Below are 16,646 nucleotides of genomic sequence, written 5' to 3' on the forward strand. Positions count from 1 at the left end.
GTGTGGGCCTCGGCGGCGCCGGGGGGGGCCGGGCCCGCGGTCCCCAACTTAACCGGCCTACCCGGGGGGCGCCCCCGGCGGTATTTGTTCCGGGGGGGGGGCGCCGCCGTATTGTCTAAGGGTCAACACTCCCCGAGGAGCCTTCATGACCGTCCCCGTCGTCCACTCGCTGCGCGAACAGATCCGCGAGCACATCGTGGAGGGGATCGTCAGCGGCCGCTGGAAGCCGGGCGAGCGCATCGTGGAGCGCCGGATCGCGACCGAGCTGGAGGTCAGTCAGACCCCGGTCCGCGAGGCCCTGCGCGAGCTGGAGTCACTGCGCCTGATCGAGTCGGCGCCCAACAAGGGCGTCCGGGTCCGCAATCTCACCGCGGCCGACCTGGAGGAGAGCTACCCCGTACGGGCCGGTCTGGAGCAGATCGCGGCCGAGCTGGCGGCCGGGCGGCTCGCGGCGGACTGCTCGGCCCTGGAGCCGCACGTGGCGGCCCTCTACGAGGCGGACGCGACCGCCGACGGCACGGCGCAGGTGCGGCACACGGTGGCCTTCCACCGGGAGCTGGTGAAGGCCGCGGGGAACGGCGTCCTGCTGCACACCTGGGAGACGCTCGGCATCGAGGTCTTCACGGCCCTGTCGATCCGCTGGCTGGGCACGGTCCAGAAGTCGTACGCGGAGGAGCACCAGGAGCTCGTGGAGGCCTTCCGCCGGGGCGACCCGAACATCGGTGCGCTCGTGAAGGCCCACGTGCTGGGCTGCGCACCCCGAGCCTGACCCCTGACGTCACGCACAGTGAGCGGGTCCACCCCCGGGTGGGCCCGCTCATTCGTGCGAGCACGCCCTCAGACAGCCGCTCCCACCTGCGAGAACAAGGCGAAAACAAGGCAAATTCGAGGCACCCGGTGCCCTCGCGCCTGGCACCCTGTGCCGACTTTCTCGATCTGAAGAGGTTTTCCCCTTCAACCCTTTGATCGATCATCGATCGCTGGCTTACAGTCTTCCGCGGGCCTCACCCGGCCCTTCGCCCTGTCCTGCCAGACATGGCCCCCATCTCTACCCCACCTGTCCGGAAGGCGGCGATCATGACCGATCCCGTAGGCAAGATTCCGAGCGAGCTCGACCAGCTCCCGGACCGTGACACCGAGGAGACCGCCGAATGGGCGGCCTCCCTGGACGCCGTCACCAAGGCCGCCGGCCCTCACCGGGCCGCCTACCTGATGCGTCGTACGCTCCAGCACGCCGAGGGCGCGGGCCTGGCCCTGCCCAAGCTCCTGGAGACGGACTACGTCAACACCATCCCCACCTCCGCGGAGCCGTCGATCGGCGAGTTCGGCGGCGACGAGGAGATGGAGCGGAAGATCACCGCCTGGAACCGCTGGAACGCGGCCGCGATGGTCACCCGTGGTTCCAAGTACGGCGTCGGCGGCCACATCGCCACCTTCGCCTCGGCGGCCTGGCTCTACGAGACCGGCTTCAACCACTTCTTCCAGGGCAAGGAAGCCGACGGTTCCGGCGACCAGCTCTACATCCAGGGCCACGCCTCCCCCGGCATCTACGCCCGCGCGTTCCTCGACGGGCGCCTCGACGAGGCCCAGCTCGACAACTTCCGGCAGGAGTCCGGCGGCAACGGCCTGCCCTCCTACCCGCACCCGCGCCGGCTGCCCTGGCTGTGGGAGTTCCCCACCGTCTCCATGGGTCTCGGCCCGCTCTCCGCGATCTACCAGGCGCGCTTCAACCGCTACCTGACGAACCGTTCCATCAAGGACGTCTCGGCCTCCCACGTGTGGGCCTTCCTCGGTGACGGCGAGATGGACGAGCCCGAGTCGACGGCAGCCCTCGCGCTCGCCGCCCGCGAGGGTCTGGACAACCTGACCTTCGTCATCAACTGCAACCTGCAGCGCCTCGACGGCCCGGTCCGCGCCAACTTCAAGATCGTGCAGGAGCTGGAGGCCCAGTTCCGCGGCGCCGGCTGGAACGTCGTGAAGTCGCTGTGGGGCAACGCCTGGGACGAGCTGTTCGCGCTCGACACCACCGGCGCCCTCGTCCGCCGCCTCCGCGAGGTGCCGGACGCGCAGGTCCAGACGTACCAGACCCGCGACGCCGCCTACATCCGCCAGGACTTCTTCGGCAAGGACCCGGCGCTCGTCGCGATGGCGCAGCTGCTGAGCGACGACAAGATCCTGGAGTGTTTCCACCTCTCCCGCGGTGGCCACGAGCCGCGCAAGGTGTTCGCCGCGTACAAGGCCGCCCTGGAGTTCAAGGGCGCGCCGACGGTCATCCTCGCGCAGACCGTCAAGGGCTTCACCCTCGGTGAGGGCTTCGCGTCGAAGAACGCGAACCACCAGATGAAGAAGCTGACGACCGACGAGTTCAAGAACATGCGTGACCTTCTTGAGCTCCCGATCTCGGACGCGCAGTTCGTCGACGGCCAGGTGCCCTACGGCCACCCCGGCGCCGACTCCCCCGAGGTCCGCTACCTCCAGGAGCGCCGCGCGGCCCTCGGCGGCCCGGCCCCGACCCGCCGCACCCACCCGCTCGCCCCGCTGCCGGCCCCGGCCGACAAGGCGTTCGCGGCCTTCGACAAGGGCTCCGGCTCGCAGTCGATGGCGACGACGATGGCGTTCGTGCGACTCATCAAGGACCTGATCCGCGACAAGGAGACCGGCAAGCGCTGGGTCCCGATCGTCCCGGACGAGGCCCGTACCTTCGGTATGGAGTCGCTGTTCCCGTCGCTCGGCATCTACTCGCCGAAGGGCCAGACGTACGAGCCGGTCGACCGCGACCAGCTGATGTACTACAAGGAGGCCAAGAACGGCCAGATCCTCAACGAGGGGATCACCGAGGCCGGCTCGATGGCCGACTTCATCGCCGCGTCCACCGCGTACTCCACGCACGGCGAAGCGATGATCCCGTTCTACATCTTCTACTCGATGTTCGGCTGGCAGCGGACCGCCGACCAGATGTGGCAGCTCGGCGACCAGCTCGGCCGCGGCTTCCTCGTCGGCGCGACCGCGGGCCGTACGACCCTGACCGGTGAGGGCCTCCAGCACGCCGACGGCCACTCGCCGGTGATCGCGGCCACCAACCCGGCGGCGCTGACGTACGACCCGGCGTTCGCCTACGAGGTCGCCGCCATCGTCAAGGAGGGTCTGCGCCGCATGTACGGCGAGGCCGCCGAGGGCGAGGACCAGAACGTCTTCTACTACCTGACGGTCTACAACGAGCCGATGCCGCAGCCGGCCAAGCCGTCCGGCATCGACGAGGGCATCGTCAAGGGCCTCTACCGCTTCAACACCGCGGAGTCGGCCGGTCTCGACCTGCCCGCGAACGCCTCGCGCATCCAGCTCCTCTCCTCCGGCACGGCGATCCACTGGGCCCTCGAGGCGCAGAAGACGCTGGCCGCCGAGTGGGGCGTGGCCGCCGACGTGTGGTCCGCGACCTCCTGGACGGAGCTGCGGCGCGACGCCCTGGAGGCCGACGCGGCGCTGCTGCGCGGCGAGGAGCAGGTGCCGTACATCCGCCAGGCCCTGGACGGCATCACGTCCCCGGTCCTCGCGGTCTCCGACTACATGCGCCAGGTCCCGGACCAGATCGCGCAGTGGGTCGAGCAGGACTGGTCCTCGCTGGGCGCCGACGGCTTCGGCCTGTCGGACACCCGCGCGGCGGCCCGCCGCCACTTCGGCGTCGACGCCCAGTCGATCGTCGTCGCGGCGCTCGCGCAGCTGGCGCGGCGCGGCGAGGTCCAGGCGACGGCCGTGAAGGAAGCGCGCGAGCGCTACGGCCTGTAAGGGCCCTCACGTCCCGAGGGGCCGTGCCCGTACTTCTCGTACAGGCACGGCCCCTCGGAGCGTCCGGGGCCTGGCCGGGGCCTGGGCCGTCCAGCCCTGGGGCCTGGCGAGTGAGCCGAAGGGGCGCGGCCGGGGGAACGACCCCGAGCGCGCGGCGCCTCCTGAGGAACGAAGGAGGCGAGCACGGTCGGGGTCGTGAGTCCGGCTGGAGCGCCCCGGAGGCGAAACCGAGCCCCGAGAATGGGCTTCATGCGTGCCGCCCGCCTCATCAAGTTGGTCCTGCTGCTCCAGTCCCGTCCGTCGATGACGGGGGCCGAGCTCGCCGCCGAGCTGGACGTGTCGGAGCGGACCATCACCCGTGACGCGCTCGCCCTCTCCGAGGCGGGGGTTCCCGTCTACGCGGACCGGGGGCGGGCCGGCGGCTACCGGCTGGTCGGCGGCTACCGGACGCGGCTCACGGGGCTCGCACGCGGCGAGGCCGAGGCCTTGTTCCTGTCCGGGCTGCCGGGCGCGCTGCGCGACCTGGGGCTCGCCGACGCGGCCTCGGCGGCCCGGCTGAAGGTGTCGGCGGCGCTGCTGCCCTCGCTGCGGGACGCCCCCGACGCGGTGGGCCGGCGCTTCCATCTGGACGCGCCCGGCTGGTACCAGGAGCCGGAGACCCCGGAGCTGCTCGCCCCGGTCGCGGAGGCGGTCTGGGACGACCGGCTGCTCTCCGCCCGCTATCTGCGCGGGGACGGCGAGGAGGTGGAGCGGGAGCTGTGTCCGTACGGCCTCGTCCTGAAGGCCGGTGTCTGGTACGTGTGCGCACGGGCGGACTCCTCCGTCCGCACGTACCGCGTGGACCGGTTCACGGCGGTCGCCGTGGGCGAGGAGCGCTTCGTCCGGGACGAGGACTTCGACCTGCCGTCGTTCTGGGAGGAGCGGGCGGCGGAGTTCGCCCGCTCCCTGCTGCGCGCCGAGGTCGTGCTGCGCGTCTCGGAGGCGGGTGCGCGGCGGCTGCCGTACGTGACGGACCGCGCTGCGGCCGAGGAGGCCCTGGCCGCCGGGGAGCGGGACGAGGCGACCGGCCGGACGACCGTGAGGCTCCGGGTCGAGAGCGAGGAGGTCGCCTTCTCCCAGCTGCTCGGTCTGGGCGCGGAGGCCGAGGTCCTGGCCCCGGACTCCCTCCGCGCCCGCTTCCGGGAGGCGGCCCGAGGCCTTGGGGACCTCTACCGGTAGTCGTTCACGTCCGGGTCGCCCTTCTCGTCCGCGAGCATGAAGCCCCAGGCGTCCGGCTGCGAGCCGTCCGCGTCGGTGAAGCCGTACTCCCCCGCGAGCTGACCGCTCGACAGCGACAGGCCGTTCCAGCGGCGCCGGTCGGGGTCGGCGGCGAGAGCGGCGACGGCCCGTCCCACGTACACCGGGGACTCCGCGACGGCGAAGCCGGGGATCTTCTCGACGGCGTCGCGCCAGTTCTCCTCGGTGACGCCGAAGGCGGCGAGCATCTGCTCGGACCTGAGCCAGCCGGGGGTGAGGGCGACCGCCGTGCCGCCGTACTCCTCCAGTTCCTTGCCGAGGCCGAAGGCCATCCGGAGCGGGGCGTTCTTGGCGAGGTCGTAGAAGAGGTTCTCGCGGAAGCGGGTGCCGTTGTACTCGGTGGTGCCGTCGGTGAGCTCGACGACGAGTCCGCCGGGGTTCCGGATGAGCAGCGGCAGTGCCGTGTACGAGGTGATGACGTGCGTCCGGATGCCGAGTTCGAGCATCCGGAGGCCGCCGGTGAGGTCGTTCTCCCAGGTCTTCTTGCCGAAGACGAGGAGGTGCTCGCCGCCCCACACGTCGTTGACGAGGACGTCGAGGCGGCCCCGTTCGCGGTCGATGCGGTCGACGAGCGCCCGGACCTGGTCCTGCTCCAGATGGTCGGTGGGCACGGCGATGCCCTCGCCGCCGGCGGCCGTCACCAGTTCGGCGGTCTCCTCGATGGTCTCGGTGGCCCGGCCGACCTCGCTGACCTTCTCGCGGGTGGTGCGCCCGGTGACGTACACCGTGGCTCCGGCCGCCCCCAGCTGGACGGCGATGCCCCGTCCGGCGCCCCGGGTGGCTCCCGCGACCAGGCAGACGCGTCCGTGCAGCGGCTTCTTCTCGTGTGTCTCCGTCGTCATGGAATCCAGACTGGCAGGGAAGTGCGACATCTTCTGTCTGGATTCATTTCCGGAATTCTTCGGGCATTCCGGGTGCGTCGCGCTCGCCGAGACAGGATGCTGGTCCCGTGATGGACGAGACGGAGTTCTGGGAGATCATCGACACCACCCGCGAGGCCGCCGAGGGCGACCCCGAGGAACACGCCGATCTGCTCGTGGAGCGGCTGACCCGGCTGGATCCCGACTCCGTGCTCGACTACGCCCGCCATTTCGAGGCCCGCTACAACCGCGCGTACCTCTGGGATCTCTGGGGCGCGGCGGCCGTGCTCCTCGGCGGGGCGGGCGACGACACCTTCGACTTCTTCCGCTGCTGGCTCATCGGCCAGGGCCGGGAGGTCTACGAGGGCGCGGTGCACGATCCGGACGGGCTGGCGGAGCTCCTCGACGACTTCGACACGGAGATCGACGGGGACGGCGAGGAGATCGGCTTCGCGGCGGACGAGGCGTACGAGCAGCTGACCGGCGCCGAGACCCCGGACCTGGGCATTCCGGTGCCGGGCGGGGAGCCGCTGGGCGCGCCCTTCGACCTGGAGGACGACGACGTGCTCGCGGCCCGGTTCCCGCGGCTGTGGGAGCGCTTCGGGGCCGCGTAGACGGTGAGGGACGGCAGAGGTACGGACCCGGGGGCAGGGGCCGTCCTCCCCCGAGGACTTCGTCCAGGGGGGACCCCCACCCCGGGTCCGTACCGGCTCTGCCGCCCGTCAGCCCTGCTGGAGCTGCGGGTTCTCCTGGCCGAGGATCATGTCCGTGCGCGGCTGGAGCGCCGGGAAGAGCTGTTCCGGCTGCGGGATCGCCCAGTACTTCCCCTCGGCGACCATCTCGAAGACGCGCTCGGCGTGCTCCTCGGGCGTGAGCCCGTGCTCGTCGGCGAGGGTCTGCAGGTGCTCGTTGAAGGCCGCGATCTCGGGCGGGGTGCCCTCGCCGGGCCTGGCCGCCTTGAAGATCTCGCTCTTGACCGAGCCGGGGGTCACGACGGACACCTGGATCGGCGCGCCCTTCATGAGCATCTCGTAGTGGAGCGACTCGGTGAGGGCGAGCGTGCCGAACTTGGTGACGCTGTACGGGGCCATCAGCGGGCTCGGCAGCATGCCGCCGATGGACGACACGTTCACCACCCAGGCCTTCTCGCCGCGCTCCAGCATGCGCGGGACGAAGGCACGGATGCCATTGACGTAGCCGCCGATGTTGATCCGGAGCATGGCGTCCCAGCGCTCGGCCGGGATCTCCCAGGAGTAGCCCATGGCCATGATCCCGGCGTTGTTGACCAGCAGGTCCACCGTGCCGAAGCGGGTGTACGCGTGGTCGGCGAGGGCCTCGACGGAGGCGGGCTCGGCGACGTCGGTCACCACGGCCTCGACCTCGGCTCCGGTGGCGCGCAGTTCCTCCGCGAAGGCGGCGAGCCGCTCGGCGGCGACGTCGGCGAGGACCAGCTTCATGCCGAGTCCTGCGGCGTGCCGGGCGAGGCCGGCGCCGATGCCGGAGGAGGCGCCGGTGATGACGGCCGTGCGGCCGCCGAACACGTCCCGGGCGCTCATCAGAAGTGCGTTCCGCCGTCGATGCGGACCTCGGTGCCGGTGATGAACCTGCCGTCCTCGCTCGCGAGCATCGCGACGACGCCGGCGACGGTCTCGGGGCCGGCGAAGCCCTGGCCGAGGGCGGGGGCGAGCTTCATGAAGAGGGAGAAGTCGGCGTCCTCGGGGAGGCCGGGGCCGACGCTCTGGCGGCTGGCGCCGGTGCCGTCGGTCATGCCGGAGGAGATGGAGCCGGGCTGGACGGCGGTGAAGCGGATGCCCTGCTTGGCGTACTCGGCGGCGAGGGCGTGGGTCATGGACTGGATGCCGCCCTTGCTGGCCGCGTAGGCCGCCATGTAGGGGTGGGCGAACATCGCGGAGGTGGAGGAGAAGTTCACGACGGCGGAGCCGTTGCCCTCCAGGAGGGCGGGGATCGACTCGCGGATCATGAGGAAGGTGCCGGTGAGGTTGATCCGGATCACCTGCTCGAAGGAGTCGAGGCTCGTCTCGTGGGTGTGCGAGGAGCGCAGCACGCCGGCCGCGTTGACCAGGACGTCCAGGCCGCCGAGCGCCTCGACGGCGGCGGCGACGCCGGCCCGTACGGAGGCCTCGTCGGCGACGTTCACGACGACGGTGGTGAGGCGGTCGACGGCGTCGCCGGCCTTGGCGACGGTGTCCTTGAGGCCGTCCTCGCTGATGTCGGCGGCGACGACCCGGCCGCCCTCCGCGAGCACGCGGAGCACGGTGGCCTGGCCGATGCCGGAGCCACCGCCGGTGATGAGGGCGCGGCGTCCTTCGTAACGGGTCAGCTGGTTCATGGTGGCAACCTCTCGATGTCAAGCTTTCCGTGGAACGCTGCCACCGTACGCCCGAGTGGCACGTTTTGCCAGAGATGCACGTCATGCACTTCCGGCAGCCGCGGGCGTACGCTTCGTACGGTGAGCACCAAGCCCCCCTCCCTGACGGAGCGCCGCAAGGCCGCGACCCAGCTCGACATCGCCCGCGCCGCCGCCGAGCTCTTCACCGAGCGCGGCCCCGACGGCACCACGGCCGAGGACATCGCCCAGCGGGCCGGGGTCGCGCTGCGCACCTTCTACCGGTACTTCCGCTCCAAGCAGGACGCCGTGGCCCCGCTCCTCGCGGGCGGCGCCGACCGCTGGCGCGAGCAGCTCTCGGCGGCCGGTCCCGGGGCCGGGCTCCCCGAGGCGCTGGAACGCTCGATCGCCGCGTCCCTGACCCCGGAGGACGAGGCGGCGGCCGAGGGGCTGCTCTGGACGCGCGGGCTCCTGCGGGCGGCCGCCGAGGACCCCGCCCTGCGGGCCGTCTGGTACCGGGTCAATCAGGAATCCGAGGAGAAGCTGCGCGAGGTCCTGGCCGGGCTCGCGGGCCCTGAGGCCGACCCGCTGGAGCTCCGGCTCGCGGCGGCGGCGGCCACGGACGCCATCCGGATCGCCCTGGAGAGCTGGGCGGAGTCGGACGCGCCGGTCCGCGGCGAGGGCTCGCCGGCCGCTCTCGCGGTCCGCTGCCTGCGCGAGTTGATGGGCGGGATGCGGCTGCTCGGGGACGCGGGTGCCGGGGACGGCTCGGGGGGCGGCTCGGGGGACGGCTCAGGGGACGGCTCAGTCCAGTAGCGAGCGGCCCATCAGGACGTCGTCCACGTACTCCCCCTCGATCAGCAGCTCGCCCGGCAGGACGCCCTCGACCGCGAAGCCCTCGGAGGCGTAGAGCGCGCGCGCCGGTGCGTTGTGGCCGAGGACCCGCAGGGTGATCCGGCGGGCGCCCTCCGCGCGGGCCCGCTCCACGGCCGCCCGCAGCAGGGCCCGCGCCACGCCCCGGCCCCGGGCGGACTCGGCGACCACGAGGCCCTGGATCTGGCGCACGTGGGCGGTGGCGGCGAGCGGGGTCGGCAGGACGAGCCGGATGTAGCCCACGACCTCGCCGGGCGCTTCGCCGGGCGCCCCTCCGGGCGCTCCGCCGGCCGTCGCGCCGGCGACCTCCGCGACGAGGTAGTCCTCGGGCCGGTGGCGGGCGTCGAAGAAGGGCTCGTACGGCTCCGCGGGGGCGGGCAGCACCGCGTGGAGGGGCGACCAGGCGGCCCGGTCGAGCGCGGCAAGGACGTCCTCGTCCCCGGGTTCGGCGATACGTATCTGCGTCTCCGGCACGATCATGACGGCCACTGTGCCACGCACGGCACCGGGAGGGCAGGATGGGCGTATGCAGCGTTCCGCCACCCGCAAGCGCATCGCCGTCACCGGCGCCTCCGGACTCATCGGCAAGGCCCTGGTTCGCTCCCTGCGCGCCGACGGCCACGACGTCCTCCGCCTCGTCCGGCGGCCCGCCGCGACCGCCGACGAGGTCGAGTGGGACCCGAAACGGCTGTACGTGGACGCCGCGGGGCTCGTCGGGGTGGACGCCGTCGTGCACCTCGCGGGCGCCGGTGTCGGCGAACGCCGCTGGACCGAGGCGTACAAGCGGGAGATCCGCGACAGCCGGGTCCTCGGCACGACGGCGATCGCCCAGGCGCTCGCCTCGCTCGCCGAGCCGCCGGAGGTCCTCGTGTGCGGCACGGCGCTCGGCTGGTACGGCGACACCGGCAGCCGCGCGGTCGACGAGAGCGCGCCCGCCGGGACGGGCTTCCTGCCCTCGGTGTGCGTGGAGTGGGAGGCCGCGGCGGCCCCCGCCGAGGAGGCCGGCATCCGTGTCGCCTACGCCCGCACCGGCCTGGTCGTGGCCCGCGAGGGCGGGGCCTGGGGGCGGCTCTTCCCGGTCTTCCGCGCCGGAATCGGCGGGCGGATGGGCGACGGCCGCCAGTACTGGTCCCACATCTCCCTGCACGACGAGGTGGCCGCCCTGCGCCACCTGGTCGACACCCCGTCCCTGTCGGGCCCGGTCAACCTCACGGCCCCCGAACCGGTCACCAACCGCGAGGTGACGGCCGCGATGGGCCGCGTGCTGCGGCGGCCGACGCTGTGCACGGTGCCCGCGCCCGCCCTGAAGCTGGTGCTCGGGGACTTCGCCCAGGACGTGCTGGGCAGTCAGCGGGTCCTGCCAGGGCGGCTGTTGGAGTCCGGCTTCGACTTCGCCTTCCCGACGATCGACGACGCGATCCGCGCCGCCGCCCGCTGAGCCCGCCGAGCTCGCCGAGCCCGCCGAGCCCGCCGCATCTGCCGAACCCGCTCGGCCCCCCGCCCTCCGTACCCCCGCCCGCGCCCCTCTCTCCGCCCTCCCACCTCCCCGGCCTCCCCCTGCGCTCCCCCGTGCTGCGCGCGCACCGGTGCGCGCGGGCCGACTTCCGTGGGAGCGCTGCCTAGGATCGTGGCGAACTCGGGCATTCCGGGGGCCTGTTGGGGGCATAGGCCTCCCACTGTGGGGGGCATGAGCCTCCCACCAGCCGCGCCGATCCTGGGGAGGGGCACGTGCTCAGCAGCTCAAGTACCGCACAGCGAACGGACGTCGCGGAGGTCGTCGACGTCGTCATCGTGGGGGCCGGGATCGCGGGACTCGCCGCCGCCCACCGGCTGACCGGGGCCGGGCTCTCCGTCACCGTCCTGGAGGCCGAGCCGCGGGTCGGCGGCCGGATGGCCACCGACGCCGTCGACGGCTTCCTGCTCGACCGGGTGGGGCCCCTGCTCACCCTGTCGCCCGAGGAGCTGCGGGCCGTGCCGGGGCTCGACGGCCTCGTGCTGCGCCCCTTCGCCCCTGGCGTGCTCGTGCACAGCGACGGCCGGTACGCGCGGTGGGGCGCCCCGCACCCGCGCCGGGCGGCCGGCGCGCACCGCGGCGGCGGTCACCGGAGCGTGGGGGGAGCGTTCAGCATGGCACGCGCCCTCGCGAGCGCCCCCCGGCGTCCGGCGGCCTCGCTCGACCAGGCACGGCTCGGCGCGTCCCTGGTCCGGCTCGCCGCGACCCCGTCCCAGCGGCTGCTCGCCCGCCCCGAGCGGACCGCGCGCGAGGCCCTGAGCGCCCGGCTGCCCGCCCGGACCGTGCAGGGCGTGCTGCGGCCGCTGCTCGCGGCGCTCCTGGGCGACCCGGACCTCGGTACGTCGAGCCGGCGGGCGGATCTGGCGCTGCGCGCCTTCGCCCGGGGCCGGCTCGCCGTACCGGAGGGCGGTGCGGCGGCCCTTCCGGAACGGCTCGCCGTCGCGCTGCCGCCCGGCACGGTCCGTACCGGCGTCCGGGTGACGGAGGCGTCCGTCTCCCGGGTCACGACCGCCGGGCACGGGGTCGTCGGCTGCCGCGCGGTGCTGCTCGCGACGGGGGCGCGGAGCGCGGCCGAGCTGCTGCCGGGCCTGCGGACGCCCGCCTTCCACGCGGTGACGGTCCTCCACCACACGGCGCCCGCGGCGCCCACCGCGGACCCTGCGCTGCTCCTGGAGTCCGACCCGGGCGGGCCGGTGGCCCACACGGCCGTGATGAGCGCGGTCGACCCGGCCCGCGCCCCGGAGGGCCGGGTCCTGATCACCTCGACGGTGCTCGGGGCGCCGCCGGACGACACGGAGCGCCGGGTCCGCAAGCACCTCGCGACGCTGTACGGGACGTCGACGGACGAGTGGGAGCTGCTCGCCCTGCACCACACCCCGGACGCCGTGCCGGCGATGCCGCCCCCGCACGACGCCCGCCGCCCGGTCCGGCTGCTCGCGGGCCTGTACGTGTGCGGCGACCACCGGGACGCGGGGACGCCGCACGGCGCCCTCGCCTCGGGGGCACGTGCGGCCCGCGCGCTCCTCGGCGACCTCGGCTTCCGGCTCCCGAAGGAGGACGAAGAGCCGGCGGAGGAGGCCGCGTGACTCAGCCGATGGCGGCGACGCGGTCGCGGTAGGTGCGGGCGGCCGCGGCGTCGCGGTACGGCTCCAGGCGGCGCTCGAAGTCGCGTACGTACTCGACGGCACGCGCCGACCGCATCTCGGAGGCCTGCTGGGCGGCCTCCGCACCGAGCGCGCAGGCCTGGTCGAGCTCGCCGAGGGCGAGGCGCGAGGTGGCGAGGACGACCCGGCAGAAGAGCCGGCTGCGGGCGAAGCCGGGCGCGCGGAGCTGGAGCGCGCGCTCGGCGTGCTGGGCGGCGGGCCGGTACTGCTGGAGGTCGCGGTGGCAGTGCCCGAGCTCGTCGGCGAGCTGGGCCTCGTCGAAGAGCCTCGCCCAGTAGGGCACCTCGTCGCCCGGCCGGGCCGCTTCGAGGGCCCGCTCGGCCCGTACGAGGGAGGCGCTGCACGCGCGGGCCTCGCCGAGGACGGCGTGCCCGCGGGCCTCGATGGCGTGCAGCATCGCCTGGACGACGGGCGGCGCGGCGGGCCCGACGCCCTGCTGGGCGACCCGGGCGAGCTGCACGGCCTCGCGCCCGTGGCCGAGGTAGACGGCCTGGCAGCTCATGGTGAGGAGCACGTACGAGCCGTAGGCCCGGTCCCCGGCGGCCTGGGCGAGGCGCAGGGCCTGGACGAAGTAGCGCTGGGCGAGGCCGTGGGCGGCGATGTCGTACGAGGTCCAGCCGGCGAGCCGGGTGAGGTCGGCGGCGGCGGCGAAGAGGCGGCGGCCGACGGCCTCGCCGTAGGTGCCGCGCAGCATCGGCTCGGTCTCGTGCTCCAGGTAGCGGACGAGGGCCTGGCGCGCGTGGCCGCCGCCGTAGGCGTGGTCGAGGGTGCGGAAGAGCTCGCCGACGGAGCGGAGGGCGGCGATGTCCCCGCTGGAGACCCGCTGGCCGGGCCCCCGGTCCGTGCCGCGCTGCCGGGGCACGGAGAAGCGGCCCTGCGTCGGGACGCGCGGGTCGCCGGTGATCCGCGGGTCGTGCGGGACGCGGGGTTCGTGCGGGGAGCGGAGGTCGTGCGGCGCTCGGGGGTCTCCGGCCGCCCCGCCGGGCGCCCGGGAGCCGGGCGGACCGGGGGCGAGCTCGCCGCGGGCCACCCGGTCGTCGGCGCGGCCGATGAGCCAGTCGCGGCTGGGGACGACGAGTCCCGCCGGGGTGAAGGCGATCTTGCGGAGTTCGGCGTGGCTGCCGGAGTCCTTGCGCCAGAGCCCGCTGACGATGTCGACGGCCTCCTCGGGGGTCGCCGCGAACTCCAGGCCCGCGTAGACCGGCGCGCAGGCGTCGAGACCGAGGTCCTGCGCGGAGAGCCGGCGGCCGAGGCGCCGGGTGAAGACCTCGGCGATGAGGGCGGGGGTGGTGCCGCGCGGCTGCTGGCCGCGGAGCCAGCGGGTCACGGAGGTCTTGTCGTACCGCAGGTCGAGGCCGTGTTCCAGACCGAGCTGGTCCACCCGTCTGGCGAGGCCCGCATTGGAGAACCCGGCTTCGGCGATGAGCGCGGCGAGCTGGCGGTTCGGGATGCGCTGCGGTGGTCGTTCCGTCATCAGCTGTGCGGTCTCCTGCCTTCCGGGCCCAGGTGCAGCCCGTTCGGACCCTCATGGAACGGCGCGAATTTAGCGGTCCTCACGGCCCGTACCGCCACCTTCGCCCCACATTCATCCGATCGTGTGAGGATTGACGGCGTCGCTGACGTAGCCGTCTCGGTCCATCTGACGGAGGGGGTGACCCGGCACCGCCCGTAGACGGACCCCCGGCGGCGCATCTACACGCGTCCCCGGCACCCCCGTACAGGTGTCCGTGGTGTCGCCGTACAGTGGCATGGGCGCGAATGACGCGTGGTGCCCCGCCGGCCCGGGATGATCCCCGGAACCCGGCCGCGGCACCCAGGAGGAGGCATGGCCGTGAGTGAGCTGCGATTCGTCCGCCTTGGATTCGGCGCTGATGCCGTCGACTACCAGGTGGCCTGGGACAAGCAGCGCGAAGTGCACGCCGCACGGTTCGCCGACGAGACCGCCGACACCTGTCTGCTGCTCGAACACCCGCCGGTCTACACCGCGGGCCGGCGCACGGCGGAGAACGAGCGGCCGCTGGACGGCACGCCCGTCGTGGACGTGGACCGCGGCGGCAAGATCACCTGGCACGGCCCCGGCCAGCTGGTCGGCTACCCGATCATGAAGCTGCCCCGCCCGGTGGACGTCGTCGCGCACGTCCGCCGCCTGGAGGACGCCCTGATCCGTACGGCCGCCGAGTTCGGCGTGGAGACGAGCCGGGTCGAGGGCCGCAGCGGCGTCTGGGTCCTCGGGGACCCGGTGGAGGACCGGCCGTCGTTCGGCGGGCTCTCCCTCGACTTCGACCCCCGGCTCACCGACGAGGAGTTCGATCCGCGGCTGAACGGCCCCGAGTACGCCCCGTCCAACGCCGGCCAGCGCCGCGAGGACCGCAAGCTCGCCGCCATCGGCATCCGGGTCGCCAAGGGCGTCACCATGCACGGCTTCGCCCTCAACGTGAACCCGGACAACGCGTGGTTCGACCGGATCATCCCGTGCGGCATCCGCGACGCGGGTGTGACCTCGCTCGCCAACGAACTGGGCCGGGACCTCACGATCGAGGAGGTACTCCCGGTCGTGGAGCGCCATCTGCGGGAGGTCCTGGAGCAGGCGGAGCTGAGGCCCCGCGAGATCGAGCGTCCGGCGGAGCCGGCGCCGGTCTCGCCCTGAGACCGCCTCTGAGGAATGCATGGCTCTGGCCACAGGTTGGCCAGACGTAAAGGCATGGGAAGCAACGGGCGTACCCTGGTGTGCGCCGAAGAATCGAAGCTACAGGAGCCGATGTGTCCGCAGTCGCACCCGACGGACGCAAGATGCTGCGCCTGGAGGTCCGGAACGCCCAGACCCCCATCGAGCGCAAGCCCGAGTGGATCAAGACCCGCGCCAAGATGGGTCCCGAGTACACGAAGATGCAGAGCCTCGTGAAGAGCGAGGGCCTGCACACGGTCTGCCAGGAGGCGGGCTGTCCCAACATCTTCGAGTGCTGGGAGGACCGCGAGGCGACCTTCCTCATCGGCGGCGACCAGTGCACCCGGCGCTGCGACTTCTGCCAGATCGACACGGGCAAGCCCGAGGCGCTGGACCGTGACGAGCCGCGTCGCGTGGGCGAGTCGGTCGTCACGATGGACCTGAACTACGCCACGATCACGGGCGTCGCGCGCGACGACCTGGAGGACGGCGGCGCCTGGCTGTACGCGGAGACCGTGCGCCAGATCCACCAGCAGACGGCGGAGCGCTCCGACGGCCGGACCAAGGTCGAGCTGCTCGCCCCCGACTTCAACGCGGTGCCGGAGCTCCTGAAGGAGGTCTTCGACTCGCGCCCCGAGGTCTTCGCGCACAACGTCGAGACGGTGCCGCGGATCTTCAAGCGGATCCGTCCGGGCTTCCGCTACGAGCGCTCGCTCGACGTCATCACGCAGGCGCGTGACTACGGTCTGGTCACGAAGTCGAACCTGATCCTCGGCATGGGCGAGACCCGCGAAGAGGTCAGCGAGGCGCTCCAGCAGCTGCACGACGCGGGCTGCGAGCTCATCACGATCACGCAGTACCTGCGCCCCTCCGTCCGGCACCACCCCGTCGAGCGCTGGGTGAAGCCGCAGGAGTTCGTGGAGCTCAAGGAGGAGGCCGACGAGATCGGCTTCTCCGGTGTGATGTCGGGCCCGCTGGTCCGGTCGTCGTACCGTGCGGGGCGTCTGTTCCAGCAGGCGATGGAGAAGCGCAGCCGAGCCGGAGCGTAGGTTGCGGGTCCGCCCGAGGAACGAGGGCGGGCACGCGGCCGAAGCGGTGGCGAGGCGGAGCTCGACCAGAAGGCCGGAGAAGCGCGGCGCGGTGGACAACGCCACACAGGCTGTGTGAATCGGAGCACAAGTAGTTACCGGCCGGTAGTGGCCGGATTCGACGCGGCCCGTACGGCCCCGCAGCTCAGCGGGGACGTGCGGGCCGCGTCGGCGTATCCGGCGTCGCGCACATGGCCGCATCAACGTTTCATCAGTGTTTGACCAGCGGGTCACGCCCTGGTAACACCGATCTGTGAGCCTGATTTCACTCACCGCCACCACCCGCTCGCATCCCCCCACCTCTCATCCGCAATCGAGGGAGGACCCCGACATGCCGGCCGCATCGACGCACGTCCGCGTCACCGCGATCCCGTCCGTCACCGACGCCCTGAAGGCCGTGGAGGCCCTGCTGCTCGGCGCCGGGCAGCGCACCGCCCGCCGCAACGCCTGGACCTCCGTCCTGGAGGACCGCCGCCACGCCAAGGACCGGGTCGAGGCCCAGCATGTGATGGAGGCCGCGTCTGGCCACGCCTCGCGAGCCACGTAAACTTCAGGAC

15 protein-coding genes are annotated in these 16,646 nt (G+C 73.0%); 10 read left to right on the top strand and 5 right to left on the bottom strand.

Going from position 1 to position 16,646, the window contains the following annotated elements:
• Positions 1-145: 145 nt before the first annotated feature.
• From ACFC0G_RS37265 to ACFC0G_RS37275, 3 genes are all read left to right on the top strand, one after another.
• A complete protein-coding gene (locus ACFC0G_RS37265; RefSeq protein ID WP_150271015.1) occupies positions 146-769 on the top strand; it encodes a GntR family transcriptional regulator in 624 nt (207 codons plus the stop codon).
• A 308-nt stretch (positions 770-1,077) separates the two neighbouring features.
• Entirely contained in the window at positions 1,078-3,783 is a 2,706-nt protein-coding gene (aceE, locus tag ACFC0G_RS37270; RefSeq protein WP_376412816.1) for a pyruvate dehydrogenase (acetyl-transferring), homodimeric type, read from the top strand.
• A gap of 249 nt (positions 3,784-4,032) precedes the next feature.
• Positions 4,033-5,001: a helix-turn-helix transcriptional regulator gene (locus ACFC0G_RS37275; RefSeq protein WP_376412819.1), complete on the top strand. Its 969-nt coding sequence runs from the start codon at positions 4,033-4,035 to the stop codon at positions 4,999-5,001.
• On the opposite strand, the gene ACFC0G_RS37280 is transcribed toward ACFC0G_RS37275, so the two are convergent.
• Complete coding sequence (locus ACFC0G_RS37280; protein ID WP_376412822.1) at positions 4,992-5,921, bottom strand: SDR family oxidoreductase; 930 nt, start codon at positions 5,919-5,921, stop codon at positions 4,992-4,994. The two genes, ACFC0G_RS37275 and ACFC0G_RS37280, sit on opposite strands and share 10 nt — an antisense overlap.
• A 110-nt stretch (positions 5,922-6,031) precedes the next feature.
• Between ACFC0G_RS37280 and ACFC0G_RS37285 the strand changes: the two genes are divergently transcribed.
• Complete coding sequence (locus ACFC0G_RS37285; RefSeq protein ID WP_376412930.1) at positions 6,032-6,553, top strand: DUF4240 domain-containing protein; 522 nt, start codon at positions 6,032-6,034, stop codon at positions 6,551-6,553.
• A gap of 108 nt (positions 6,554-6,661) precedes the next feature.
• Here ACFC0G_RS37285 and ACFC0G_RS37290 read toward each other — a convergent pair whose 3' ends face one another.
• Positions 6,662-7,495: an SDR family NAD(P)-dependent oxidoreductase gene (locus ACFC0G_RS37290; protein ID WP_376412825.1), complete on the bottom strand. Its 834-nt coding sequence runs from the start codon at positions 7,493-7,495 to the stop codon at positions 6,662-6,664.
• Positions 7,495-8,289 (bottom strand): SDR family NAD(P)-dependent oxidoreductase, encoded by a 795-nt coding sequence (locus ACFC0G_RS37295; RefSeq protein WP_376412828.1) that lies wholly within the window; start codon positions 8,287-8,289, stop codon positions 7,495-7,497. Before ACFC0G_RS37295 ends, ACFC0G_RS37290 begins: the two co-directional genes overlap by 1 nt.
• Positions 8,290-8,409: 120 nt before the next feature.
• Between ACFC0G_RS37295 and ACFC0G_RS37300 the strand changes: the two genes are divergently transcribed.
• The gene (locus ACFC0G_RS37300) at positions 8,410-9,102 is read left to right on the top strand and encodes a TetR/AcrR family transcriptional regulator (protein WP_376412832.1); all 693 of its coding nucleotides are present in this window, start codon (positions 8,410-8,412) and stop codon (positions 9,100-9,102) included.
• Here the strand turns inward: ACFC0G_RS37300 and ACFC0G_RS37305 are convergent.
• Positions 9,091-9,639, bottom strand: coding sequence for a GNAT family N-acetyltransferase (locus tag ACFC0G_RS37305; RefSeq protein WP_376412835.1), 549 nt, complete (start codon positions 9,637-9,639; stop codon positions 9,091-9,093). The two genes, ACFC0G_RS37300 and ACFC0G_RS37305, sit on opposite strands and share 12 nt — an antisense overlap.
• 46 nt (positions 9,640-9,685) lie before the next feature.
• Here ACFC0G_RS37305 and ACFC0G_RS37310 point away from each other — a divergent pair, with 46 nt between their 5' ends.
• Both ACFC0G_RS37310 and ACFC0G_RS37315 read left to right on the top strand, forming a co-directional pair.
• Positions 9,686-10,597, top strand: a complete 912-nt coding sequence (locus ACFC0G_RS37310) for a TIGR01777 family oxidoreductase (protein WP_376412839.1) — start codon at positions 9,686-9,688, stop codon at positions 10,595-10,597.
• A gap of 290 nt (positions 10,598-10,887) precedes the next feature.
• Complete coding sequence (locus ACFC0G_RS37315; protein ID WP_376412842.1) at positions 10,888-12,258, top strand: NAD(P)/FAD-dependent oxidoreductase; 1,371 nt, start codon at positions 10,888-10,890, stop codon at positions 12,256-12,258.
• A 1-nt stretch (position 12,259) separates the two neighbouring features.
• Here ACFC0G_RS37315 and ACFC0G_RS37320 read toward each other — a convergent pair whose 3' ends face one another.
• The gene (locus ACFC0G_RS37320) at positions 12,260-13,810 is read right to left on the bottom strand and encodes a regulator (protein WP_376412845.1); all 1,551 of its coding nucleotides are present in this window, start codon (positions 13,808-13,810) and stop codon (positions 12,260-12,262) included.
• 357 nt (positions 13,811-14,167) lie between these two features.
• Here ACFC0G_RS37320 and lipB point away from each other — a divergent pair, with 357 nt between their 5' ends.
• The 3 genes from lipB to ACFC0G_RS37335 all read left to right on the top strand — a co-directional run bounded on the left by lipB (position 14,168) and on the right by ACFC0G_RS37335 (position 16,636).
• The gene (gene lipB / locus ACFC0G_RS37325) at positions 14,168-14,983 is read left to right on the top strand and encodes a lipoyl(octanoyl) transferase LipB (protein WP_376412848.1); all 816 of its coding nucleotides are present in this window, start codon (positions 14,168-14,170) and stop codon (positions 14,981-14,983) included.
• A gap of 113 nt (positions 14,984-15,096) precedes the next feature.
• Positions 15,097-16,050, top strand: coding sequence for a lipoyl synthase (gene lipA, locus ACFC0G_RS37330; RefSeq protein WP_376412851.1), 954 nt, complete (start codon positions 15,097-15,099; stop codon positions 16,048-16,050).
• 370 nt (positions 16,051-16,420) lie between these two features.
• Positions 16,421-16,636: a hypothetical protein gene (locus tag ACFC0G_RS37335; RefSeq protein WP_141295984.1), complete on the top strand. Its 216-nt coding sequence runs from the start codon at positions 16,421-16,423 to the stop codon at positions 16,634-16,636.
• The last annotated feature ends 10 nt before the right edge of the window (positions 16,637-16,646 follow it).

This window comes from Streptomyces sp. NPDC056169, from assembly GCF_042268445.1.
Taxonomy (GTDB): domain Bacteria; phylum Actinomycetota; class Actinomycetes; order Streptomycetales; family Streptomycetaceae; genus Streptomyces.